Origin of the sequence: Massilia sp. Root335 (assembly GCF_001425685.1) — a bacterium.
Classification (GTDB): Bacteria; Pseudomonadota; Gammaproteobacteria; order Burkholderiales; family Burkholderiaceae_D; genus Telluria; species Telluria luteola.
Window position 1 is genome coordinate 209 of sequence record NZ_LMCY01000006.1, and the last position, 23,739, is coordinate 23,947.

Sequence of the window (23,739 nt, forward strand, 5' to 3'; positions counted from 1 at the left end):
CGCGAACTATAGCAAATCGAAACGGAGGTATGCAAGAGGCATCGAAAGAAACGTGCGTCGCCGGGCCGGGCACCGCCAGCCCTGGCGAAACCGAACTGTCTCTTACATGCCCTCGAAGTTGGGCTTGCGCTTCTCCAGGAACGCGCCCATCCCCTCCTTCTGTGCCGGCGTGCCGAAACCGGCATGGAAGAAGCGGCGCTCATAGCGCACGCCCTCGGTCAGCGTCGTTTCGAACGCACGATTGACGGAATCCTTGATCTGCATCGCCACCGAGACCGGCATCGCCGCGATCGTCTCCGCCACTTCCAGCGCCACCGTCATCACGAGGTCGGCCGGCACCACACGCGACACGAGGCCCGTGCGCTCCGCTTCCGCCGCGTCGATCATGCGCGCCGTCAGCAGCATGTCCATCGCCTTCGATTTGCCGATCGCGCGCGGCAGGCGTTGCGTGCCGCCGGCGCCCGGGGTCACGCCGACCTTGATCTCCGGCTGGCCGAATTTGGCGGTGTCGGCGGCGATCAGGAAGTCGCACATCATCGCCAGTTCGCAGCCGCCGCCCAGCGCATAGCCGGCGACGACGCCGATCACGGGCTTGCGCACGTTCAGGATGTGCTCCCAGTTACGGCCGATGTAATTGCCGGGATAGGTGTCGGCATACGTGTAATTGGCCATCGCGGCGATGTCGGCGCCCGCGGCGAACACCTTGTCGCTGCCGGTCAGGACGATGACGTTGATGGCCGGGTCGGCGTCGAATGCAGATAACGCGTCGCCCAGCTCGTTCATCATGTTGTCGTTGAGGGCGTTCAGCGCCTTCGGACGGTTCAGGCGGATCACGACCACTTTGCCGTGGTGTTCGATCAGCAGGTCAGAATATTCCATGGGACACCCCTTAATAAGATGAACCCGGATTGTAGCGCCTGGACGACGGATGTGACGTATACGGCAATCATGCCTTTGCTATCATCGATAGCCGAACCCATCGCAGACTTCGCCGCCCGTGTCTCCCATCGCCCTCCTCCGCAGCCTCGCCACCGACCGGCAGCTGCGCAACGTCGACTTTCGCCGTTTCTGGTTCAGCAGCGCCCTGACCAATTTCGGTGCCCAGATCACCCTGTTGGCCCTCCCGATCTGCGCGGCCCTGCTGCTGCATGCGACGCCCGGGCAGATGGGGGCCCTGGCCGCCTTCGGCTCGCTGCCCTTCCTGCTGTTCTCGCTGCCGACGGGCGTACTGCTCGACCGCAGCCGGCGCCTGCCCGTCATGCTGGCCAGCGACGCGATGGTCGCGCTGAGCCTCGCCAGCGTGCCGTTCGCGTGGCGGCAGGGGTGGCTCAGCGTGCACTGGCTGTATGCCGTGCAGTTCATGCTGGGGACGGGATTCGTCGTGGGCGGCAGCGCGGAGCAGATCTTCCTGACCTTCCTCGTCGGCCGCGATGGCCTGATCGATGCGCAATCGAAGCTGGGGGCCACGGAATCCGCGTCGCGCCTCCTCGGTCCGGGCATCGCCGGCCTGCTCGTGCAGGCGCTGGGCGCACCGGTCGCGATCCTGTGCAATGTGGCCGGCTTCTCGATCTCGCTGTGGAACCTGCGCCAGGTCCGCACGCGCGAGCCGCAACCGCATCCGGCGCAATCGCATGTGCTGCGCGACGTGGCGGAGGGCCTGCGGTTCGTCTGGAGCCAGCCCGTGCTGCGCCTGCTGGCCTGGACCTCGGCCAGCTGGCACCTGCTGTTCTATGGCTACACGGCGCTGTACGTGCTGTTCGCCACGCGCGTGCTGGGGATGTCGCCCGGCCTGATGGGGACGTCGCAGATGCTGGGCGGCGCCGGCGTCCTATTGAGTTCCCTGCTGTTGAAACCCCTGACGCGGCGCGTCGGCTCCGGCGGCACCATCGCGACGGGCCTGTGCATTTCCTGCCTCGGCTTCATGCTGATGCCGACGATCCCGCGCGACCTGCTGGGCACCCGCGCCGCCACTGCGGCCGCCTACGCCGCCGTCGTGTTCTGCCTCGATTGCGGCGGCACCTTGTTCTTCCTGCCCTATCTCGCGCTGCGCCAGCGCGTCACGCCCGATGCGCTGCTGGGCCGGATGACGTCGACGATGCGTTTCATGACGGTGGCCACGGCCCCCATCGGCGCGGCCGGCGCGGGGGCGCTGGCGGAACGGCTCGGCGTGCGCGGCGGCTTGACCGTCGTGGCGGCGGGCGCCCTGCTGCTGACCCTCACTACTTTGTTCGGCACCCGCCTGCACAGGATACGGCAGTGATCAGCGGGCCGCCACCGCGGCCGGCCGCGGCAGCAGCGCCCAGATCTGGCCCCGCTGCTTCATGCGGCCCGCGTCGTCGGCGGCCTGGGCGCCGAAGCCGAAGAAGAAGTCCGCGCGCACGGCCCCCTTGATCGCGCCGCCCGTGTCCTGCGCCATCACGAGGCGCTGCATCGGCGCGTCGCCGGCCGGCGCCGTCGTCGCGAGGAACAGCGGCGCGCCCAGCGGCAGGAACGACGGGTCGACGGCGACCGAGCGCGCGGGCGTCAGCGGCACGCCCAGCGCACCTTTCGGACCCACGCTCGGATCGGGCAGGCGCTCTTCGCGGAAGAAGACATAGCTCGGATTGACGTCGAGGAGTTCCTGGCGCCGCTCCGGATGCGCGGCGATCCACGCCTTGATGCCCTGCGCCGTCGCTTCGCCCGGCGCCAGTTCGTGCTGGTCGATCAGCCAGCGGCCGATCGCCTTGTACGGATGGCCGTTCTGGTCGGCATAGGCGACGCGCACCGTCTCGCCGTCGTCCAGCTGCACGCGGCCCGAGCCCTGCACTTCGAGGAAGAACGCCTCGACGGGATCGTCGACCCACACCAGTTCCTTGGCGGGGATGCGCGCACGTTCGATCTCGGCGCGCGTGCCGTACGGGACGACGGTCTTGCCGACCAGGCGCCCGCGCAGCCGCATGCCTTTCAGGCTCGGATAGACGCTCGCCAGGTTCACGGTCAGTAAGTCGTCCGGCACTTTATAGAGAGGCGTCTGGTATGCGCCGCCGCGCCGGCGCGCGCCGTGCAGCATCGGTTCGTAGTAACCCGTGATCAGGCCGGCGTCGGCGCCGTCGGGCGCGCGCACGAGGTTCGGCACGAAATACGTCTCGAAATACTGGCGGATGGCCGCGCCGTCGTCCGGGTCGACGAGCTTGCCGGCGGCGCACGGCGCCCGCCAGTCCGCCTTCGACGCCAACGCGCGGCACGATGCCTGGAATGCGGGCCAGGCCTGGCGCAGGTCGTCCTGCTGCCAGCCCGGCAGCGCGTCGAACGTCACGGGAGTGAACAAGGGCGCCGGCGGCGGCGTCACGGTCACGGGTCCGACCGGCGGCGGCAGCTTGATCGGCGGCTGCGGTTGCGGCTGGGGACGCGCCGGCGGTTGCGGCGGCGTCGTGGTACAGGCCGCCAGCAAGGCGACGAGGGTCAATAAAGCGGGTACACTGCGGCGTGTCGAAAACATACTGGAATGCGTGATGTGGATACTGATGTTGGAAGCCGGCGTGGCCTTGTTCCTGCTGGTGTTCATCGTGTGGTGGACGATGTTCTCCGGGCGCAAGCCGGAGCAACCGCCCCCGGCCAGGAAAAACGATACGCCCGACGCTTGATCAGCTCAAGGGATTAATGCAGGGCGTGCGGCAGCGACAGCACGAATTCGGGAATCTTGACCTCGAAGCGGTGCCCATCCTCGGCCACGAAGAAATACTCGCCGACCATCGAGCCCTGCGGCGTTTCCATCTGGGTGCCGCTGGTGTATTCGAACTGTTCGCCCGGCTGCAGCAGCGGCTGGTGGCCGACGACGCCCAGGCCGCGCACTTCCTGCACCTGGTTGTTGGCGTCGGTGATCACCCAGTGGCGCGAGATCAGCTGGGCCGCGACGGTGCCCGTGTTCTTGATCGTGATGGTGTAGGTGAACACATGCTGCGTCCGGTCCGGGTGGGATTGTTCCGGCAGGTACTGGGTCCTGACGGTGATCGCGAAATCGTAGACGGGCATTGGTGTTCCTTGTTGTATTTGCAAAAGACGCGTGGCCAACATGAGCGTGGTCGACATGATACACGCGCCGACCGAAAGCACGGCGTCGGCGTACAATGCTGGCTTTGTCCAAAGCAACCCCGGCAATAGCCCAACCATGACCACCTACCGCATCGCTCCCAGCATCCTGTCCGCAGACTTCGCCCGCCTGGGCGAGGAAGTGCGTAACGTCGTCGCCGCCGGCGCCGACATCATCCACTTCGACGTGATGGACAACCATTATGTTCCCAATCTGACCATCGGCCCGCTGGTCTGCCAGGCCATCCGTCCGCACGTGCAGGTGCCGATCGACGTCCACCTGATGGTCAAGCCGGTCGACCGCATCATTCCCGATTTCGCCAAGGCCGGCGCCGACATCATCACGTTCCACCCGGAAGCGTCGGAGCACATCGACCGCACCCTGCAACTCATCCGCGACAACGGCTGCAAGGCCGGCCTCGTGTTCAACCCGGGCACGCCGCTGCACCACCTGGACCACGTGATGGACAAGATCGACATGATCCTGATCATGTCCGTGAACCCGGGCTTCGGCGGCCAGTCGTTCATTCCGGAAGCGCTCAAGAAGATCGCGCTCGCGCGCCGCATGATCGACGAATCCGGCCGCGACATCCTGCTGGAGGTCGACGGCGGCATCAAGGCCGACAACATCGCCGCCGCGGCGGCAGCCGGCGCCGACACGTTCGTGGCCGGTTCCGCCATCTTCGGCAAGCCGGACTACAAGGCCGTCATCGACGCCATGCGCGCCGAACTGGCCACGGTCGAGAAAAAGGCCGCCTGATGAAGGCCGAAGGGTTAGCAAATGCGGGGGCCATCCGGGCCGTCATCATCGACCTGGACGGCACGATGCTGCACACCGTGCCGGATTTCGAGCTCGCGCTGAACGGCATGCGCGCGGAATACGGCCTGGCGCCGATCACCCAGCAGGTCATCGAACCGATGGTCGGCAAGGGATCGAAAAAGCTGATCCGCGACGTGCTGGCCCTGGACTTCGACACGGCGCGCATCGACGCCGTCGCCGACGCCGCGCTGGAGGCGTACCACCGCCACTACCAGGCGATCGTGGGCGAGCGCGCCGTGCTGTATCCGCACGTGATCGAAGGCCTGCAGGCGCTGAAGGACCTGGGCCTGCGCGTCGCCTGCGTGACGAACAAGCCGGTCGCGCTCACCCAGCCGCTGCTGGCGAAGAAGGGACTCACGCCGTTCTTCGACCTGGTCTACGGCGGCGATTCGTTCCCGCGCCAGAAGCCCGACCCGATGCCGCTGCTGCAGGTGTGCCGCGAGTTCGACCTGGCGCCGGCGCGCGTCGTCGCGATCGGCGACTCCTGCAACGACGCCGAAGCCGCGCGCGCGGCCGGCTGCTTCGTGCTGTCGGTCCCGTATGGCTACAACCACGGAAAACCTGTGCAAAGTATTAATTCCGATGGTATAGTTGGTTCGCTACTTGAAGCGGCTGAACTGATCAGCGCTCATAACAAAGCCAACTCCTAAACCATCGACTCCATGTTTTTCGCCAAAAAACACATCGTCAACCCAACCGGTGCCCATGAGGCCTGGCTGTGGCGACGCTGGCAATCCTGGTCCATCTGACCCAAGCTGATTGCTGCCGGTGCACGCCTCGTGCACATTGATACCGGCAGGTTTTTTGAAGAAATCGCCGCCCGTTCCCCTTCCTGCGGGCGGCCCGGAGAAAAGCATGACCGAACTCGAATTCAAATCGCTCGCCACGCAAGGCTATAACCGTATCCCCCTGATCGCGGAAGCATTTGCCGATCTCGAAACCCCGCTCACGCTGTACCTGAAGCTGGCCCAGAGCCAGGACGCCGGCAAGAATACGTTCCTGCTCGAGTCCGTGGTCGGCGGCGAACGCTTCGGCCGCTATTCCTTCATCGGCCTGCCGGCCAGGACGCTGCTGCGCACGCGCGGCAACGTCACGACGGTCGAGAAGAACGGGGAAGTCATCGAGACGCACGAAGGCAATCCGCTCGACTTCATCGAGGCCTATCAGGCGCGCTTCAAGGTCGCGCTGCGCCCGGGTCTGCCCCGCTTCTGCGGCGGCCTGGCCGGCTACTTCGGCTACGACACCGTGCGCCACATCGAGAAGAAGCTGGCCCATACGGCGCCGCGCGACGAACTCGACCTGCCGGAGATCCAGCTGATGGTGACGGAAGAGCTGGCGGTGATCGACAACCTGTCCGGCAAACTGTACCTGATCGTGTATGCCGACCCGTCCCAGCCCGAAGCCTACAACAAGAGCCGCCAGCGCCTGAAGGACTTGCGCATGATGCTGCGCCGGAGCGTGGACGCGCCGGTGACGTCGAGCTCCGTACGCACCGAGGCCGTGCGCGACTTCAGCAAGGAAGACTACCTGAAGGCGGTCGCCGTCGCGAAGGAATACGTGATGGCGGGCGACCTGATGCAGGTGCAGATCGGCCAGCGCATCCGCAAGCCGTACGTGGATTCGCCGCTGTCGCTGTACCGCTCGCTGCGCTCGCTGAATCCGTCGCCGTACATGTACTACTACAACTTCGGCGACATGCAGATCGTGGGCTCCTCGCCCGAGATCCTGGTGCGCAACGAGACGGACGCCGCCGTCGGCCGCAAGGTCACGCTGCGCCCGATCGCCGGCACCCGCCCGCGCGGCTCGACGCCGGAGCGCGACGCCGAACTGGCGCACGAACTGCTGCACGACCCGAAGGAAGTGGCCGAGCACGTGATGCTGATCGACCTGGCCCGCAACGACATCGGCCGCATCGCCAGGACGGGCAGCGTGAAAGTCACGGACCAGATGGTGATCGAGAAGTACTCGCACGTGCAGCACATCGTCTCCAACGTGGAAGGCACGCTGAAGGAAGGCATGTCGAACCTGGACGTGCTGCGCGCCACCTTCCCGGCCGGCACCTTGACGGGTGCGCCGAAGGTGCGCGCGATGGAAGTCATTGATGAGCTCGAACCCGTGATGCGCGGCATCTACGGCGGCGCCTGCGGCTACCTGTCGTTCGGCGGCGAGATGGACGTGGCGATCGCGATCCGCACGGGCGTCATCAAGGACGGCAACCTGTACGTGCAGGCGTCGGCGGGCATCGTGGCCGATTCCATCCCCGAGATGGAATGGCTGGAAACGGAACACAAGGCGCGCGCCGTGCTGCGCGCGGCCGAGCAAGTGCAAGACGGACTGGATGGGGAGATCTGACATGCTGCTCATGATCGACAACTACGACTCGTTCACCTACAACATCGTGCAGTACTTCGGCGAACTGGGCGAGGATGTGCACACCGTGCGCAACGACGAGATCACCCTCGAGCAGATCGCGGACCTGAACCCGGACCGCATCTGCATCTCGCCGGGGCCGAAGTCGCCGAAGGATGCCGGCGTCTCGGTGGACGTGCTGCGTGAATTCAAGGGCAAGAAGCCGATCCTCGGCGTGTGCCTGGGCCACCAGGCGATCGGCGAAGCGTTCGGCGGCAGGATCGTCCGCGCCAAGCAGGTCATGCACGGCAAGACGTCGAAGATCGCGCACATCGGCGAAGGCGTGTTCAAGGGCCTGCCGAGCCCCTTCACCGTAATCCGCTACCACTCGCTGGCGATCGAGCGCGCGTCGCTGCCGGCGTGCCTGGAGGTGACGGCGTGGACGGACGACGGCGAGATCATGGGCGTGCGCCACAAGGAATTCGACATCGAGGGCGTGCAGTTCCACCCCGAGTCGATCCTGTCGGAGCACGGGCATGCGATGCTGAAGAACTTCCTCGAGCGCTGAACGCAACCGAACGCTTGCCAACGTCGTTCCCGCGGAGGCGGGAATCCAGGTTTATGTGCACGCCGCACAGTAATTGGGCCCCCGCCTGCGCGGGGGCGACGTGCGACGGCCGCGTGGCGACAACCGATTTCCAAGAACTGGACCTGCCATGATCACCCCTCAAGAAGCCCTCCTCCGCTGCATCGAACACCGCGAAATCTTCCACGACGAGATGCTGCATCTCTTCCGGAGAATCATGTCCGGCGAAATCTCGCCGACGATGGTCGCCGCGCTGACCATGGGCCTGCGCGTGAAGAAGGAAACCATCGGCGAGATCACCGCCGCCGCCCAGGTGATGCGCGAATTCTCCACCAAGGTCCCGATGGCCGACACGACGCACCTCGTCGACATCGTCGGCACCGGCGGCGACGGTGCGCACACTTTCAATATCTCGACCGCGTCGATGTTCGTCGCCGCCGCCGCCGGCGCGCGCGTCGCCAAGCACGGCGGACGCAGCGTGTCGTCGTCGTCCGGCAGCGCCGACGTCATCGAATCGCTGGGCGCCCACATCGACCTGAAACCCGAGCAGATCGCCCAGTCGATCGCGCAGACCGGCATCGGCTTCATGTTCGCGCCGAACCACCACGCGGCCATGAAGAACGTCGCGGCGGTCCGGCGCGAGATGGGCGTGCGCAGCATCTTCAACATCCTGGGGCCGCTGACGAATCCGGCCGGCGCGCCGAACATCCTGATGGGCGTGTTCCACCCGGACCTCGTCGGCATCCAGGTGCGCGTGCTGCAGCGCCTCGGCGCCCGGCATGCGCTCGTCGTCTGGGGCCGCGACAACATGGACGAAGTCTCGCTGGGCGCCGGCACGATGGTCGGTGAACTGGTCAACGGCGAGATCCGCGAATACGAGATCCACCCGGAAGACTACGGCCTCGCGATGATCGCCAGCCGCAACCTGAAGGTCGCGGATGCGGCCGAATCGAAGGCCAGGATCATGGAAGCGCTGCGCGGCGAACCGGGTCCGGCGCACGACATCGTCGCGCTGAACGCGGGCACGGCGCTGTACGCGGCCGGCGTGGCAGCATCCATCGAGGACGGCCTGCAGCGCGCGCGCACCGCGATCGCGTCGGGCGCGGCGCTCGCGAAGCTCGACCAGTTCGTGAGCGTCACGCGCCAGCTGGGCGCGGTGAACTGAGATGTTCGGCATCCCGCTGTCAGGTATCCATGACCTGGGGCTGTTCGTCGCCAGCGGCCTGCTGCTGAACATCATGCCGGGCCCGGATTCGCTCCTGGTCATGACGCGCAGCGCGACGCAGGGCTGGCGCGCCGGCAGCGCGGCGGCGCTGGGCATCGGCACGGGCACGTTCGTGCACATCGTCGCCGCGGCCCTCGGCCTGTCGGCGCTCCTCGCGACGTCCGCCGCCGCGTTCACCGTCGTCAAGCTGCTGGGCGCCGCGTACATCCTGTACCTCGCTGTCGGCATGCTGCTCATTAAGCGAGGAAATGAGCGCGGCGCCGGCGTCGCGGCGCCGCTGGCCATCGCGCCGCTGCCCCTGCGCCGCATCTACGCGCAAGGCATCCTGACGAACGTGCTGAATCCGAAGGTGGCGCTGTTCTTCCTCGCCTTCGTCCCGCAATTCATCGATGCGCACGCGCCGCACAAGGCGCTCGCCTTCCTCATCCTCGGCGCCATCTTCAACATCAACGGCATGTTGTGGTGCCATGCGCTGGCGCTGTTCACCGCGCAGGCCAGGGCGCGCATCAAACTGCATCCCGCCGTCACCCAATGGCTCAACCGCGCCACGGGCGGCCTGTTCGTCTGGCTCGGCGTCAAGCTGGCGCTGGCGCAACAACACTGAAGGTCCACCATGTCCGATATCCTGAACAAGATCCTCGACGTCAAAGCGACCGAAGTCGCGCGCGCAAAACAGTACCGTGATTTCAACAGCCTGCGCCGCGACGTCGAAAGCGACGACGCCCTGCGCGCCGACCTGCGCGGCTTCGAAGCGAGCCTGCGCCGCAGCATCGACGCGGGCCGTGCCGGCGTGATCGCCGAAGTGAAAAAGGCGTCGCCGTCGAAGGGCGTGATCCGCGCCGACTTCCGCCCGGCCGAGATCGCCCAAAGCTATGCCGCGGGCGGCGCTTCCTGCCTGTCCGTGCTGACCGACGTACAATTCTTCCAGGGCTCGCCCGAGTACCTGAAGCAGGCGCGCGCCGCGTGCGACCTGCCCGTGATCCGCAAGGATTTCATCGTCGATCCGTACCAGGTCTACGAAGCGCGGGCGATGGGCGCGGACGCGATCCTCTTGATCGTCGCCGCGCTGGATCATGGTTTGATGGCCGACCTGGAAGCCTGTGCCCGGGAACTCGGCATGGATGTGCTGGTCGAAGTCCATGACGGCGACGAACTGGATGCGGCCCTGAAGCTCAAGACGCGCCTCCTGGGCATCAACAACCGCAACCTGCGCACCTTCGAGGTCACGCTCGACACGACCATCAACCTGCTGCCGCGCATTCCGGCGGAGCGCCTGGTCGTCACCGAGTCCGCGATCCTGGCGCCCGCCGACGTCAAGCGCATGCGCGACGCCGACGTGCATGCCTTCCTCGTGGGCGAAGCGTTCATGCGCGCGCCCGACCCCGGCACGGAACTCAAGCGCTTATTCGACTGACATGAACACGATCATCCGCGCAGGCCTCGCTCTCTTCACATTGACCGCAGGCCTGAGCGGATGCTCGAGCGTGCGAACGGCCGCCGATGCCGTCACCTCCTCCGTCGAACACGTCACCGCGCGCATCTTCCATCCCGCCGCACCCACGGCGCCCGCACCTGCGGGGCTGGACGATTACAAGACCCGGGTCGCGCGCCACGTGGTCGAGCGCAATCCCGAGCGCATCTATGCCGGCACGCTGCCGCCGATGCTGCCGGCCATCGTCGTGCTCGAGATCACGGTCGACCGCGACGGCCAGCTGGCCGACGTGGCCGTGCAGCGCTCGCGCAATCCGGATGCCTCCCAGATCGCGCTGGCCTCGGTGCGGCGCAGCTCGCCGCTGCCGCCCCCGCAGCAGCTGGCCCGGGCGACGGGCAGGCTCACCTTTTCCGAGACGTTTTTGTTTGCGGACAGCGAACGGTATCAGCTGCGCAGCCTGGCGGAGCCGCAGGCGAGCGAGTGAACCCCGTCGGCCGCGCTTCGGCCGCCACGACGCGCAGCACGACTGCCGGGCGCAAGCCGAACGGGGCCGCCGCGGGTTTCGGGTGCGACGGGTGCGCGTGCTCAGCGTTAATCGGTCTATAATCCGCCGTTACATTTTTATATATTTCACACACATGTCCAAAGTGCAACTCAGGAATAACGTCCGGCTGGCCGGCAACGGCCCGGCAACGATGGTGTTTGCCCACGGCTTCGGTTGCGACCAGACCATGTGGCGCTTCCTGGCGCCGGCGTACGAAGATCGCTTCCGCACGATCTCGTTCGATCTGGTCGGCAGCGGGGGTTCCGACCTGTCCGCCTACAACCGGACCCGGTACGGCACGTTGCAGGGCTACGCGGACGACCTGCTCGAGCTCATCGACGAATGCGCAACGGGCCCCGTTGTCTTCGTCGGCCATTCCGTCAGCACGATGATCGGCCTGCTGGCCACGATCAAGGCGCCGGAACGATTCGTCGCACAGGTCATGGTCGGCCCGTCCCCCTGCTACATCAACGACGGCGACTACGTCGGCGGGTTCAGCCGGGAAGACATCGACGAACTGCTCGAGACGATGGACGCCAATTACCTTGGCTGGTCGAGCAGCCTGGCGCCCGCGATCATGGGTGTACCCGACCGGCCCGAACTGCGCGCGGAACTGACCGACAGCTTTTGCCGCAACGATCCCGAGATCGCCAAGCATTTCGCCCGCGTCACGTTCCTGTCCGACCATCGCGCGGACGTGCCCCGGTCGACCACGCCGGCCCTGATCCTCCAATGCAGCGACGACATGGTTGCGCCCCGTTCCGTGGGCGATTTCCTGCACCGGAACCTGCCGCACAGCACCTTGCACATCATCGACAATGTCGGCCACTGTCCGCACATGAGCGCCCCGACCGCAAGCTCGCGCGCCATCGATCAGTTCCTCGCGCACGTCCTGCGCTGACGGGCCGTGCCGACACTGCCGACCGGCGACATCCTGTTCGACCACGCGGCGTGCGCCCTGCTGCTGACCGCGGCCGATGGCCTCATCCTGAAAGCCAACCGTACCGCGTGTACATGGCTCGGTTATGCCGAGGATGAACTCGTCGGCAAGCTGCGCATGCGGGACCTGCTGCCGGTGGGCGCCCGGCTGTTCTACCACACGCATTGCCAGCCGATCCTCGAAGCGCAGGGGTCGGTGGCCGAAATCCAGGTCGACCTGCGCAACAAACGCCAGGAGCGCCTGCCCATGCTGATCAACATCAGCCGCCACGGCGAGGCGGACGACATGGTCGACCACTGGGCCCTGTTCATGGCATCCGACCGGCGCGCGTACGAGCGCGAGCTGCTGGCGGCGCGCAAGGCGGCGGAGGCGGCGCTGGAAGCACGCCGCAGCGCCGAGGGCGAGCTGACGAAGCTGAACGCGCAACTGTCGGCGACGGACCGGCGCAAGGACGAATTCCTCGCGACCTTGTCGCACGAGCTGCGCAACCCGCTCGCCCCGATGCGCAGTGCGCTCGACGTCCTCAAGCTCAAGTTCGGCCACGGTACGGACAACCGCCTGCTGCAGGCATTCGACCGCCAGCTGCGCCACCTGACCCGGCTCGTCGACGACCTGATGGAAGTCTCGCGCATCACGCAGGGCCGCATGCAGCTGCGCTGCGCGCCCGTGGAACTGTCGGCGCTCGTGCACGGCGCGGCCCACGATCTCGCCGCCACCATGGACGCGGCAGGCCACACGCTGCGCCTTTCCATCGCCCCGCCGCCCGTGATCGTGGAGGGGGATGCGACGCGGCTGACGCAGGTCGTCATCAACCTGCTGACCAACGCCGCCAAGTACACGCCGGACGGCGGCACGATCGAACTGGGCCTGTCCTGCATGGACGGGATGGCCGAGATCATGGTGCGCGACAACGGCATCGGCCTGCCCGCCGCGGCCCTCTCCACCGTCTTCGACATGTTTTCGCAGCTGGAGCCGGCGCTGGAACGGTCAAAAGGCGGTCTCGGCATCGGCCTCGCGCTCGTGCGCGGCATCGTCGAGCTGCACGATGGCAGCGTCCACGCGGACAGCGCCGGCCCCGGCCTGGGCAGTACATTCACGATCCGCCTGCCGCTCGCGGCGGGCGGCGTGTGCGCACCGTCGCCGGCGGCGCCATCCGCCGGGGCGGCCCGGGCCCAGGTGCGCGTCCTCGTCGTGGACGACAACGAGGACGCCGCCGAGATGCTGGCCATGACGTTGGAACTGCACGGTTGCGAAGTGCGGACGGCGCCGACGGCCACCCGGGCGCTCGAGATGCTGCCCGGCTTTGCCCCCGCCGTGGCGCTGCTCGACATTGGCCTGCCGGACATGAACGGCTATGAACTGGCGCGCAGGCTGCGCCAGCTGCCGGGCGGCGCATCGATGACCTTGATCGCGACGACGGGCTGGGGACAGCAGAAGGACCGCGAACGGGCATTCGAGGCCGGGTTCGACCATCATCTCACCAAACCCATCGACTTCGATTTGTTGCGGTCCTATTTGCCGGTCAGCTCGCGCTCGGCCGCTTGACCAAGGGCCCCTTGCGCGTGCCGGGCGCCACGGTGACCTGGACGCAGGGCACGCGGTCGCCCTGCAAGGTAACGTCGAACGTCATCAGCTCGTCGCGGCGGAAGGCGTGCACGGTCACCGTGTCGTCCACGCGGTAGCGCGCGAACAGCTGGTCGAGGTTGGACGGGTTGGCGTTCACGCGCAGGCCGTCCACGGCGATCAGGACGTCGCCCGCCGACAGGCCCGCCTGGTGCGCGGCGCCGCCCTCGTGCACCTGGGTCAGCTTGACGCCGGCGGCGTCGCGGCCGATGCCGGCGTCCAGCGACGGCTTGGCGTTCTTGCGCTCTTCCGTCACCTTCACGCCGAACGGGGCATACAGCTTGGCCAGCGGGATGTCTTCGGTGCCGCGGATGTAGCGGTCGAAGATCGTTTTCAGGCGCACGCCGCTCACCTCGTCGAACAGGCTTTCCACGTCCTGTTCCGTCACGCCGCGCGCGGCGCCCTTGTAGAAATTGCGGCCGTAGCGGTCCCACAGGGCCAGCATGATGTCGTCCAGCGACTTCGCGCCGCCCGTCCTGGCGCGGATCGTCAGGTCGAGCGCGAGGCCGACGAGCGAACCCTTCGTGTAGTAGCTGATGATCGCGTTCGGCGCGTTCTCGTCCTGGCGGTAGTACTTGCTCCAGGCGTCGAAGCTGGAATCGGCGATGCTCTGCTTGGTGCGGCCCGTGCCGCGCAGGACGCTGGCGGCCGTTTTGCCGAGCAGCTTGAAATACGTCGCCTCGCTGATGATGCCGCTGCGGACGAGCATCAGGTCGTCGTAATAGCTCGTGAAGCCCTCGAACAGCCACAGCAGGGGCGTGTAGTTCTCGACCTGCAGGTCGTACGGCGCGAACACGGCCGGCTTGATGCGCTTGACGTTCCAGGTGTGGAAGTACTCGTGGCTGCACAGGCCCAGGAATTTGATGTAGCCCTCGTTCGGCTCGGCCGTCCTGGGTGCCGCCGTCGTCGGCAGGTCGGTGCGTGCGCAGAGCAGCGCCGTCGACGCGCGGTGTTCCAGGCCGCCGTAGCCGTCGCCCACGACCATCGTCAGGAACACGTAGCGGTCCATCGGCGCCTTTTTCGTCTTCGGCTCGAAGAACGCGATCTGGGTTTCGCAGATGGCTTTCAGGTCTTTTTCCAGGCGCGCCATGTCGAGGTTCGGCACGCGGCCCGTGATCACGATGTCGTGGCGGATGCCGTGCGCCGTGAAGCCGCCCAGCGCGAAGTCGCCCATTTCGACGGGGTGGTCGATCAGTTCATCGTAGTCGGCGGCGGCGTACGTGCCGAAGCCGTAGCGCTTGGCGCCCGCTTCCGGCAGCGACGTGGCGACGCGCCAGCTGCGCGTGCCGGCATCGCCCGGGCGCTGGATGTCGACCAGGTGCGGCCGCGCCTCCTGCCCGACGACGCGCAGGAACACGCTCGTGCCGTTGAAGAAGCCGTGGGTCTGGTCCAGGTGGGCGGCGCGCACGGACAGGTCCCACGCATAGACTTCGTAATGCACCGTCAGCGGCCCGCTGACGGGCGCGGCCTGCCACGAATGCTTGTCCAGCTTCGCGAGCCGCACCGTCGCGCCGCCGGATTCGGCGCGGATGCGCACGATGTTGCGGGCGAATTCGCGGATCATGTAGCTGCCCGGGATCCAGGCCGGCAGCGCGAACACCTGCCCTTCCGGGCTCGGTTCGGCCACGGTGACGGTGACGTTGAACAGGTGCCCGGCCAGGTCCTTGGGGACGATCGTGTACTGGATGGCCGGCGGCTGCTTCTGGGGTGCTTTTTTCATATGGCGTGAACAATCTCTCTCCGATGCGCCGTAGTGTAATCGGATTTTTCAAGAAAGAGCATGTTCACACAACCGGTGTTCACAACATCGCGTGTCCACACGGTTGAGCTACGATCCGGTCAGATCGGCAGGCCTGTCGATATCGCGGAAGATGCCCGGATCATGCACCGGCACCGCCGTCACCGGGCCGGTATGCAGGAGGCGGCGCGCGCCCTCGTCGCCGCGCAGGGCCAGCAGCGCATCCAGGTGAACGGCGCCGAAACCGACCGGATTGCCGCGCCGGCCATCCATGACGGGTGCCGCGATGTCCGCGCCGGCCGCCAGCGCGTCGGCCAACGACCGCAACGTGGCCACCTCGACGTACGGCATGTCGCCCAGCGCCACCAGCCACGCCTGCGGCCTGGGCGCCATGCCCAGCGAATGGCGGATGGCATGCGTGAGCGACGCCGCCATGCCGCTGTCCGCATCCGGGCAAACGGTCACGTCGCAGCCCAGCGCGGCCAGCCGCTCGGCCACGCCGCCGTCATCCGGCGCCACGACGGCGACCACGCGGGGCACGGCGGCCAGCAGCTTGCGCGCGCTGGCCACGACGACGGGGTCGAAATCCGCCAGCGGCTGCAGCAGCTTGTTGCGCCGCCCTTCCGGATCGAACCGGCGCCCCCGGCCGGCCGCCAGCAGAATGCCGACCGGCGCAACCGGCACGGCCGGGGACACGGTCACGCCGTCGCCAGGTCGAACGGCAGCTTGCGCAGGCGCTTGCCGGTCAGCGTGAACACGGCATTGGCCAGCGCGGGCGCCAGCGGCGGCAGGCCCGGTTCGCCGATGCCCGTCGGCGCATCCTGCGACGGGACGATGTGGACGTCGATGTGCGGCATGTCGTTCATGCGCGCCACCGTGTAGTCGTTGAAGTTCTGCTGCTCGACGACGCCATCCTTGAGCGTGATGCGCGCGCCCGGCAACGTCGTGCCGAGGCCCATCAGCGCCGCGCCCTGGATCTGCGCCTCGATGGACATCGGATTGACCGGCAGGTTGCAGTGCACGGCGGCCGTGACCTTGTGCACCCTGGGGCTGCCGTCGACGACGGACGCTTCGACGACGTAGGCGACGACCGTGTTGAACGATTCGTGCAGCGCCACGCCGTAGGCATGCCCTTTCGGCAGCGTCTTCTTGCCGTAGCCGGACTTCGCCACGGCGAGGTCCAGCGCCGCGTGATGGCGCACGTGCTTCGCGTCGATCAGCTTCTTGCGATACGCGACCGGGTCCTGGCCCGCCGCGTGCGCGGCTTCGTCGATCAGCGTCTCCATCACGAACGCCGTGTGCGTGGACCCCACGGAGCGCCACCACAGCACGGGCACGTTGGCCTTGGCCGCATGCGCCGTCAGGTTCAGCGGCACGTCGTAGGGATCGCCCATGCCTTCGACCATCGTGCTGTCGACGCCGTTCTTGACCATGAACGGTTCGAACGTGGTGCCGGTGATGATCGACTGGCCGACGATCGTGTGGTCCCAGGCGACGATGTTGCCGTCGGCATCGAGGCCGATGTCGGCGCGGTGCACGTGCGACGGACGATAGTAGCCGCCGCGGATGTCGTCCTCGCGGCTCCAGATCAGCTTCACCGGACCGGCGTGGCCCGCGGCTTTATAGGCCTTGGCGACGTGGACGGCTTCGACGACGAAGTCCGACGTCGGCGTGGCGCGCCGGCCGAAGCCGCCGCCCGCCATCATCGTGTTGAGCGTGACCTGCCCGGGCTTGAGGCCGGCCACCGCGGCGGCCGCGGCCTGGTCGACACCCTGGAACTGCGAGCCGACCCACAAGGTGCAGGCGTCGTCGCGGAGGTCGACCGTGCAGTTGATCGGTTCCATCGGCGCGTGCGCCAGGTAGGGGAATTCGTAGACGGCCGAGATTTTTTTCGCGGCGCCGGCCAGCTTCGACGTATCGGCCTTGCGCGCGACGGCGCCCGGCGTCCTGGACAGCTCGGCGAACTGCGCCATCTGCTTGCCGCTGTCGACTTTTTCGACGGCGCTCGTGTCCCACTCGATGGCGAGCAGGTCGCGCGCCTGCTTGGCCGGCCAGTAGCCGTCGGCGACGACGGCCACGCCGCTGCCGCCGCGGTCCACCGGCACTTCCAGCACGGCGATCACGCCGCGCAGCGCCCTGGCCTTGGCGGCGTCGAACTTCGCGACCTTCGCGCCGAACACGGGCGGATGCGCGACGACGGCGACCCTGGTGCCGGCCGGTTTGACGTCGAGGCCGAACTGCTGGCGGCCCGTCGACTTGGCGCGGGCGTCCAGGCGCGGCATCGGCTTGCCGATGTAGCGGAACGTCTTCTGGTCTTTCAGCACGATCGTTTCCGGCACCGGCAGCGCCATCGCCGCGTCGGCCAGCGCGCCGTAGGTGGCCTTCTGGCCCGCCGGGCCATAAACGACGCCCTTCGCGGTGCGGCATTGCGCCGGGCTCACGTTCCACTGCCGGGCGGCGGCGCCAATCAGCATCGCGCGGGCGCGGGCGCCCACTTCGCGGTACTGCGTGAACGAGTGGGCGATGGTGCCCGAGCCGCCCGTGATCTGGATGCCGAAGACCGGGTCCTTGTACACGTCGCCGGCGGGCGCCAGTTCGGCGCGCATCTGGCTCCAGTCGGCATCCAGTTCGTCCGCGATCACCATCGGCAGGCCCGTGTGCACGCCCTGGCCGAACTCCAGGCGGTTGACGATCACGGTCACGGTGTTGTCCGGCGCCACGCGCAGGAAGGCGTTCGGGGCGTAGACGGTCGGCTTGGCGGCGTCGGCCGCACGGGCGATGCGCCCGCCGGCCGGCAGCACGAAGCCCAGCACGAGGCCACCGGTGGCGGCGGCGCCGGCTTTCAGGAAGCCGCGGCGGGAGGCCGGGGCAAGGCGGCCGGCCTTGGCCGCCACATTCTTCATCAGGTCGAATCGCATGCGGGTCTCCTTACGCCAGGGTCTTGGCGGCATCCTTGATGGCCGCGCGGATGCGTTGATAGGTGCCGCAGCGGCAGATGTTGCCGCTCATGGCGTTGTCGATGTCGGTGTCCGTCGGCTTTTTGTTCACGCGCAGGAGGGCCGTGGCGCTCATCACCTGGCCGCTCTGGCAATAGCCGCATTGCGGGACGTCGTGCCTGACCCAGGCGTCCTGCACGGCCTTGCCGACCTTGTCGGTTTCCATCGCTTCGATCGTCGTGACCTTGTGGCCGACGGCCGCCGAGATCGGCGTGACGCAGGAACGGATCGCCTGCCCGTCCAGGTGCACGGTGCACGCGCCGCACAGCGCGGCGCCGCAGCCGAACTTGGTGCCGGTCATGTCGAGGTTGTCGCGCAGCGTCCACAGGATGGGCGTGGAGGGATCGGCGTCGACCTGCACGTCGCGCCCGTTGATGTTCAAAGTGATCATGACTTCTCCCTTGTTCTGGTTTGTCGTTGCTTCTTGTATTTGCGTCATGCCTGCGTTTGGTGGGCGGAGGCCGCCCACCCTACGTCTTTTTGGCGTAGGGTGGGCACCCCGTGCCCACCAGGCGTTTGCGTCGTTGCGGCGAAAAAAGCCCGGCGGTGCCGGGCTTGGATTACTGCTTGAGGGAGGCGAGTTTGGCCTCGAGCGTCTTCTGGTCGACGGCGCCCGGAATCCGGCTGCCGTCCGAGAAGAAGATCGCCGGCGTGCCCGTGATATGCAGCTTCTGGCCAAGCGCCAGCACCTTGTCGTTCGGCGACTCGCAGCTCGCTGGCGCGGCCGGCGCCGGCTTGCCGTTGATCATCCAGTCGTCCCAGGCCTTGGCGCGGTCCGGCGCACACCACACGTTCTTCGACTTGTCGAACGAATCCGGCGCCAGGATGTTGTACATGAACGTGTAGATCGTCACGTTGTCCATGTTCTTCAGCGTCGTCTGGCGCAGGCGCTTGCAGTAGCCGCAGTTCGGGTCCTCGAACACGGCGATCACGCGCTTGCCGTCGCCCTTGACCTGCTTGATGGCGTCGCCCAGCGGCAGGTCGGAGAATTTGACCTTGTTGATGTCGTCGATGCGCTCGCGCGTCAGGTCGCGCGTCGACTTGGCATCGTAGACGTGGCCGATGATCAGGTACTCGCCCTTCTTGTCCGTGTACAGGATGTCGCCGGCGACGCGCAATTCATACAGGCCGGCATACGGCGTTTCCTTGATCGATTCGATCTTGGCACCGCCCAGGCGCGGTTCGATCGCCTTCTTGATGTTGGCTTCGACCGAATTCTGCGCGCCGACGCACGACGTCATCAAGCCGGTCGCCAGCAGGACGGCGAGCTTCGTTTTACCCATGAATGATAATTCCTTAAAGATTTGGCACGTTACCTGCCCATTGCATGGGCGATCAGCCGTCGCTTGACCAAGGGCAACTTATCCAGCAAGTTTAATCCCAAATTGCGAACCACGCGCACCGGCTCCAGATTTGCGCCGAACAGACGCTCGAGGCCATCCGTGGCGAGTTGCATCAGCAACACATCTTCCTTACGCGCCCTGGCGTAGCGCGCCAGCACGCGCTCGTCGCCGATCCCTTGATGCGCATCGCGCGCGGCGACCGTGTCGAGCAGGGCAATGATGTCGCCGAAGCCCAGGTTCATGCCGTGTCCGGCCAGCGGATGCACGGCGTGGGCGGCGTCGCCGACGAGCGCCACGCGCGGCGCCGTGACCGCATGCGGGCGCACGAGCGCCAGCGGGATCGCCTTGACGGATTCCGGCTGCAGCGGTTTCAGCAGGCCCAGTTTGCTGTCCGCATACTCGCCCAGGCGGATCGCCAGCTCGCCCAGCGATTCGCCCATGATCGTGTCCGCCAGCGTGTCCGGCGCCGACCATACCAGCGACACCTGGTTGCCCGGCAGCGGCAGCAGCGCGATCACGCCATCCTTGCAGGTGAACCATTGATATGCGACGTTGTGGTGCGGCTTTTCGCACGAGAAATTCGCCACGATGGCGCGCTGGTGGTACGAGCGGTAATCGATGCCGATGTCGCACTGTCCGCGCACCCAGGAATCGCGGCCGTCGGCGCCGACCAGCAGCTGGGCCGCGAGCACCGTGCCGTCTTCCAGCTCGACCTCGACGTCGTCCGCGCTGCTCACGATCCGGCAGGCGCGTCCGGTGACGGTCTCGACGTTCTGGGCGAAGCGCAACGCGGCGTCGAGCGCCTGGTTCAGGTTGCTGTCCTCGACGATCCACGCGAGCGCCCCCGCATGCGCGCCGAACGCATCGAAGCCGAGATGGCCGCCCTGCTCCCCGTCGCCCTGCACGTCCATCGCGTCGACGGGCGCCACGCGCGCCATGTCGAGCGCGCCCCACACCTTGAGCGACGACAACAGCGTATGCGCCGTGTGGTTGAGCGCGTACACGCGCACGTCCCACGGCTTCTCGCCGCCGGACGCCGCCTGCGCATCCGGGCGCGCGGGCGGCACGAGCAGCGTGACGCTGTGCCCGGCCTGCGACAGGCCGAGCGCCGCCGTCTTGGCGATCGCGCCATTGCCGACGATGCAGATGTCGCTGCGGCGGGCGACGTTGCGATGATGTGCGGAGGAAGTGGTTTGTGTGCTCATGACACACATTATAGACGCTTCACCGTGGGCTGCTTCCGGCGAACAGGACGGACATTTCGCCCTCCCGCCGCAGGAAATTTGCTCGACAGGACTTGCGACTTCGCAAACCCGTCGCTATAATCGTGCCTCCTTTGGCCTGGTAGCTCAGTTGGTAGAGCAGAGGATTGAAAATCCTTGTGTCGGTGGTTCGATTCCGCCCCGGGCCACCAAAGAATTCAGCAGCAAACGAAACGCCGACCCATGCAGGTCGGCGTTTTTGTTTCCGAAAACAGAACGTCTCCGTGTCCGGTCCATTGCCGGCCCTTCACCCGCCTCCCCCATCGCGGCACGCCCTGTCCTGACGACTGGTATCGGTTCAACTCCCGGTGCAACTGGCGGGATCCCATCGGCGCGACCTGCGGCCTTCAGGCCGGCTGCACAAAAATATCTGATTGACTGTCACAAATCGCCTGCCTACAACGACTTATAGCCAGGAAGACCGCAAGTGCGTCTTTAACGTGAAGGGTAAATCATGAAAATCGTCGTCATTGGCGGTACCGGGCTGATCGGCTCGAAAACCGTCACCATTCTTCGTCAGGGCGGCCACGAGGTCGTCGCCGCTTCGCCTAAAAGCGGTATCAACAGTGTCACCGGCGAGGGCCTGCAGCAGGCCATGGCCGGCGCGCAAGTCGTGATCGACCTCGCGAATTCGCCCTCATGGGAAGACCAGGCCGTACTGGAATTTTTCCAGACGTCCAGCCGCAATCTCCTTGCGGCGGAAGCCGCAGCCGGCGTTCGCCACCACGTTGCGCTCTCCATCGCCGGGACCGACCGGATGCCTGACAACGGCTATTTCCGCGCCAAGGTCGCACAAGAACAAGCGATCGTGGCTTCCGGCATTCCTTACACCATCGTCCGCGCGACCCAGTTCATGGAATTCCTCGGCGGCATCGCCGATTCAGGCATGGTCGGCAACGTCGTCAAGCTGGCGCCCGGCCAGTTCCAGCCCATCGCATCGGACGACGTCGCGGCGAACGTTGCCGAAGTCGCGCTGGCGGCGCCGCGCATGGGTATTGTCGAGATCGCCGGCCCGGAACGCGCACCGCTCAACGAATTCATCGCCCGCTACCTCAAGGCGGTCGGCGACCCGCGCCAGGTCGTCAGCGATCCCGAGGCCCGCTACTTCGGCGGCAAGGTCGGCGAACACTCGCTGGTGCCTCTGGGCGAAGCGCGCCTCGGCCGCATCGGTCTCGACGAATGGCTGCGCAACGCCAAGTCCGCAAACCAAGTGAGAACGTCATGAAACGCATCATTCTTTCCCTGCTGGTCGCGGGTCTGCCATTTGCCGGTGTCCATGCCGAAGCGCCGAAGGCGAAGAACGCCAAGGTAACGCTGGTCTACCAACACGAACTGCCTAATGTTCCGGGCAAGAGCCTCAAGGGCGTGCTGGTCGAATACGGTCCGGGCGGCTTTTCGCCCGGGCATACCCATCCCAAATCCGCCTTCATCTACGCGACGGTGCTGGAGGGGGCGATCCGCAGCCAGGTCAACAACGGACCCGAGACCATCTACAAAGCGGGGCAGAATTTCTCCGAGATGCCTGGCGACCGGCACGGCGTCAGTGCCAATGCCAGCAAGACGGAGCCGGCCAAGCTGCTCGCGGTGTTCGTCGTGGACACGAACGAGAAAGAACTGACGACGCCACTCGACTGAGATGGAATCGTGCCCTCGTTGCTGAGGTGCACGAGACCTGCGACAGGGGCAGGCAGCAGGCCTGCACAGGCGCAAGGTGCAGGTGCCGCGCGCCCGTCCGCGGCTCGACCTCGCCCAAACTCGAGGTGCGGTTCGCACCGGCGACCTTCCCGTCCATTCCGATGGCGCGTGCAACAACGCCGGCCCATGCAGGTCGGCGTTGTCGTTTTTGGACCGCGGCTCAACCGACGCGCCACAACCGCCTCGCCTCTTCCGCGATCACATCCGGAAACTCCTCCTGAAAAAACAGCTTCCCCTCGGGCACCTGGCGTACCCCCAACGACCGCGCAAACGTCCGGTCCAGATACGCCGCGTCGGCCACGGGAAAGATCCTGTCCGCGGCACCCCACACCATCCGCACCGGCACCGTGCTCCGCTTGAGCGCCGCCTCGATCCCCGCCAGCGAGTTCGGCGCCAGCGCCTTGTGGAATTCGTGGTATTGCCTGCGCCGCAACGGCGTGCTCACCATCGGCGTGACGTAATACTCGATGACGTCGTCCGTGAGAATGGCGGGATCGTGGTACACGGCCGCGCCGAAGGTCGCGCGTGCCAGGTTCTTGTCGGTCAGCCATTTGGCGGTGTCGTTGGCGAGCGTGCCGGCGTTCGCCATGTCGAGTACCGGCTTGATCATCGGCGGCGGGCTGTCGGGTTCGGTGTCGCAGTCGGTCAGGAGCATCGTGCGCACGCGCGCCGGATACCGGACGAGGAACATCTGCGCGACCGCCCCGCCGCTGTCGGACGCGACGATGTCGACCTGGCCGACGTGCAGCGCGTCCAGCAGGGACGCCAGCATCGCCACCTGCGCAGCGGGCGCCACCGACTGGCGTTCCGGGATCTCCGAGTAGCCGAGGCCCATGAAATCCGGGGCGATACAGCGCCGGTAAGGCGCCAGGCGGTCGAGCGCGCCGCGCCATTGAAAGCCGTTCAGCGGGGCGCCGTGCAGGAACAGCGCCGCGCCGCCCGTGCCGCGCTCGACATACGCGATGCGGCCGCACGGCAGGTCGGCGAAGCGCCGCGCCTGGCGATAGGCGTTCACGCCGGTCGGCGCCGGCGGCCGTGCCGCCGCACTCAAGCCGTAGGTCGCGACGGCGGCGGCGCCTGTCAATTGCAAGAAATTCCTGCGTTTCATCTAGCCTCTC

General features: G+C 66.7%; 23 protein-coding genes and 1 tRNA gene. 14 read left to right on the top strand and 10 right to left on the bottom strand.

Going from position 1 to position 23,739, the window contains the following annotated elements; all coding sequences use genetic code 11:
- Positions 1 to 102: 102 nt before the first annotated feature.
- The gene (locus ASC93_RS05085; protein ID WP_056438104.1) at positions 103 to 879 is read right to left on the bottom strand and encodes an enoyl-CoA hydratase; all 777 of its coding nucleotides are present in this window, start codon (positions 877 to 879) and stop codon (positions 103 to 105) included.
- Between the two features lie 118 nt (positions 880 to 997).
- Between ASC93_RS05085 and ASC93_RS05090 the strand changes: the two genes are divergently transcribed.
- Complete coding sequence (locus tag ASC93_RS05090) at positions 998 to 2,260, top strand: MFS transporter (RefSeq protein ID WP_056438107.1); 1,263 nt, start codon at positions 998 to 1,000, stop codon at positions 2,258 to 2,260.
- On the opposite strand, the gene ASC93_RS05095 is transcribed toward ASC93_RS05090, so the two are convergent.
- On the bottom strand, positions 2,261 to 3,478 hold the full coding sequence (locus ASC93_RS05095) for a murein transglycosylase A (protein WP_056438111.1): 1,218 nt from the start codon (positions 3,476 to 3,478) through the stop codon (positions 2,261 to 2,263). It lies immediately after the preceding gene.
- A 158-nt stretch (positions 3,479 to 3,636) separates the two neighbouring features.
- Entirely contained in the window at positions 3,637 to 4,011 is a 375-nt protein-coding gene (gene apaG / locus ASC93_RS05100) for a Co2+/Mg2+ efflux protein ApaG (RefSeq protein WP_056438113.1), read from the bottom strand.
- Between the two features lie 136 nt (positions 4,012 to 4,147).
- On the opposite strand from apaG, the gene rpe reads away from it, so the two are divergent.
- The 10 genes from rpe (at position 4,148) to ASC93_RS05150 (ending at position 13,509) form a co-directional block, all read left to right on the top strand.
- A complete protein-coding gene (gene rpe / locus ASC93_RS05105) occupies positions 4,148 to 4,828 on the top strand; it encodes a ribulose-phosphate 3-epimerase (protein WP_056438116.1) in 681 nt (226 codons plus the stop codon).
- On the top strand, positions 4,828 to 5,538 hold the full coding sequence (locus ASC93_RS05110) for a phosphoglycolate phosphatase (protein WP_056438119.1): 711 nt from the start codon (positions 4,828 to 4,830) through the stop codon (positions 5,536 to 5,538). The genes rpe and ASC93_RS05110 overlap by 1 nt, the downstream gene beginning before the upstream one ends.
- 205 nt (positions 5,539 to 5,743) lie before the next feature.
- Positions 5,744 to 7,240: an anthranilate synthase component I gene (gene trpE / locus ASC93_RS05115; protein WP_056438122.1), complete on the top strand. Its 1,497-nt coding sequence runs from the start codon at positions 5,744 to 5,746 to the stop codon at positions 7,238 to 7,240.
- A 1-nt stretch (position 7,241) separates the two neighbouring features.
- The gene (locus tag ASC93_RS05120; RefSeq protein WP_056438125.1) at positions 7,242 to 7,805 is read left to right on the top strand and encodes an aminodeoxychorismate/anthranilate synthase component II; all 564 of its coding nucleotides are present in this window, start codon (positions 7,242 to 7,244) and stop codon (positions 7,803 to 7,805) included.
- Positions 7,806 to 7,953: 148 nt separating this feature from the next.
- Positions 7,954 to 8,988: an anthranilate phosphoribosyltransferase gene (gene trpD / locus ASC93_RS05125; protein WP_056438129.1), complete on the top strand. Its 1,035-nt coding sequence runs from the start codon at positions 7,954 to 7,956 to the stop codon at positions 8,986 to 8,988.
- A 1-nt stretch (position 8,989) separates the two neighbouring features.
- Entirely contained in the window at positions 8,990 to 9,652 is a 663-nt protein-coding gene (locus tag ASC93_RS05130; RefSeq protein WP_307188970.1) for a LysE family translocator, read from the top strand.
- A gap of 9 nt (positions 9,653 to 9,661) precedes the next feature.
- The gene (gene trpC / locus ASC93_RS05135) at positions 9,662 to 10,462 is read left to right on the top strand and encodes an indole-3-glycerol phosphate synthase TrpC (protein ID WP_056438131.1); all 801 of its coding nucleotides are present in this window, start codon (positions 9,662 to 9,664) and stop codon (positions 10,460 to 10,462) included.
- A 70-nt stretch (positions 10,463 to 10,532) separates the two neighbouring features.
- Positions 10,533 to 10,964 carry a TonB C-terminal domain-containing protein gene (locus tag ASC93_RS05140; RefSeq protein WP_162251795.1) on the top strand — a complete coding sequence of 144 codons (432 nt, stop codon included), beginning with the start codon at positions 10,533 to 10,535 and terminating at the stop codon, positions 10,962 to 10,964.
- 154 nt (positions 10,965 to 11,118) lie between these two features.
- Positions 11,119 to 11,925, top strand: a complete 807-nt coding sequence (locus ASC93_RS05145) for an alpha/beta fold hydrolase (RefSeq protein ID WP_056438137.1) — start codon at positions 11,119 to 11,121, stop codon at positions 11,923 to 11,925.
- Positions 11,926 to 11,931: 6 nt separating this feature from the next.
- Positions 11,932 to 13,509, top strand: coding sequence for an ATP-binding protein (locus tag ASC93_RS05150; protein ID WP_056438145.1), 1,578 nt, complete (start codon positions 11,932 to 11,934; stop codon positions 13,507 to 13,509).
- Here the strand turns inward: ASC93_RS05150 and ASC93_RS05155 are convergent.
- The 6 genes from ASC93_RS05155 to ASC93_RS05180 all read right to left on the bottom strand — a co-directional run bounded on the left by ASC93_RS05155 (position 13,487) and on the right by ASC93_RS05180 (position 20,869).
- Positions 13,487 to 15,307, bottom strand: a complete 1,821-nt coding sequence (locus tag ASC93_RS05155; RefSeq protein WP_056438149.1) for a M61 family metallopeptidase — start codon at positions 15,305 to 15,307, stop codon at positions 13,487 to 13,489. The genes ASC93_RS05150 and ASC93_RS05155 overlap by 23 nt on opposite strands.
- 108 nt (positions 15,308 to 15,415) lie before the next feature.
- Positions 15,416 to 16,027, bottom strand: a complete 612-nt coding sequence (locus ASC93_RS05160) for an NTP transferase domain-containing protein (RefSeq protein ID WP_229412604.1) — start codon at positions 16,025 to 16,027, stop codon at positions 15,416 to 15,418.
- Complete coding sequence (locus ASC93_RS05165; protein ID WP_056438152.1) at positions 16,024 to 18,243, bottom strand: xanthine dehydrogenase family protein molybdopterin-binding subunit; 2,220 nt, start codon at positions 18,241 to 18,243, stop codon at positions 16,024 to 16,026. The genes ASC93_RS05160 and ASC93_RS05165 overlap by 4 nt, the downstream gene beginning before the upstream one ends.
- Before the next feature lie 10 nt (positions 18,244 to 18,253).
- The gene (locus ASC93_RS05170; protein ID WP_056438155.1) at positions 18,254 to 18,712 is read right to left on the bottom strand and encodes a (2Fe-2S)-binding protein; all 459 of its coding nucleotides are present in this window, start codon (positions 18,710 to 18,712) and stop codon (positions 18,254 to 18,256) included.
- Between the two features lie 169 nt (positions 18,713 to 18,881).
- The gene (locus tag ASC93_RS05175; protein WP_056438158.1) at positions 18,882 to 19,604 is read right to left on the bottom strand and encodes a DsbC family protein; all 723 of its coding nucleotides are present in this window, start codon (positions 19,602 to 19,604) and stop codon (positions 18,882 to 18,884) included.
- Positions 19,605 to 19,633: 29 nt separating this feature from the next.
- On the bottom strand, positions 19,634 to 20,869 hold the full coding sequence (locus ASC93_RS05180; protein ID WP_056438161.1) for an FAD-dependent monooxygenase: 1,236 nt from the start codon (positions 20,867 to 20,869) through the stop codon (positions 19,634 to 19,636).
- A gap of 133 nt (positions 20,870 to 21,002) precedes the next feature.
- On the opposite strand from ASC93_RS05180, the gene ASC93_RS05185 reads away from it, so the two are divergent.
- The 3 genes from ASC93_RS05185 to ASC93_RS05195 all read left to right on the top strand — a co-directional run bounded on the left by ASC93_RS05185 (position 21,003) and on the right by ASC93_RS05195 (position 22,561).
- A tRNA-Phe gene (locus tag ASC93_RS05185) sits at positions 21,003 to 21,078 on the top strand.
- Positions 21,079 to 21,380: 302 nt separating this feature from the next.
- Complete coding sequence (locus tag ASC93_RS05190) at positions 21,381 to 22,151, top strand: SDR family oxidoreductase (RefSeq protein ID WP_056438164.1); 771 nt, start codon at positions 21,381 to 21,383, stop codon at positions 22,149 to 22,151.
- A complete protein-coding gene (locus tag ASC93_RS05195; protein ID WP_056438167.1) occupies positions 22,148 to 22,561 on the top strand; it encodes a cupin domain-containing protein in 414 nt (137 codons plus the stop codon). The genes ASC93_RS05190 and ASC93_RS05195 overlap by 4 nt, the downstream gene beginning before the upstream one ends.
- A 220-nt stretch (positions 22,562 to 22,781) precedes the next feature.
- Here ASC93_RS05195 and ASC93_RS05200 read toward each other — a convergent pair whose 3' ends face one another.
- The gene (locus tag ASC93_RS05200; RefSeq protein ID WP_056438171.1) at positions 22,782 to 23,729 is read right to left on the bottom strand and encodes an alpha/beta fold hydrolase; all 948 of its coding nucleotides are present in this window, start codon (positions 23,727 to 23,729) and stop codon (positions 22,782 to 22,784) included.
- Positions 23,730 to 23,739: the final 10 nt, after the last annotated feature.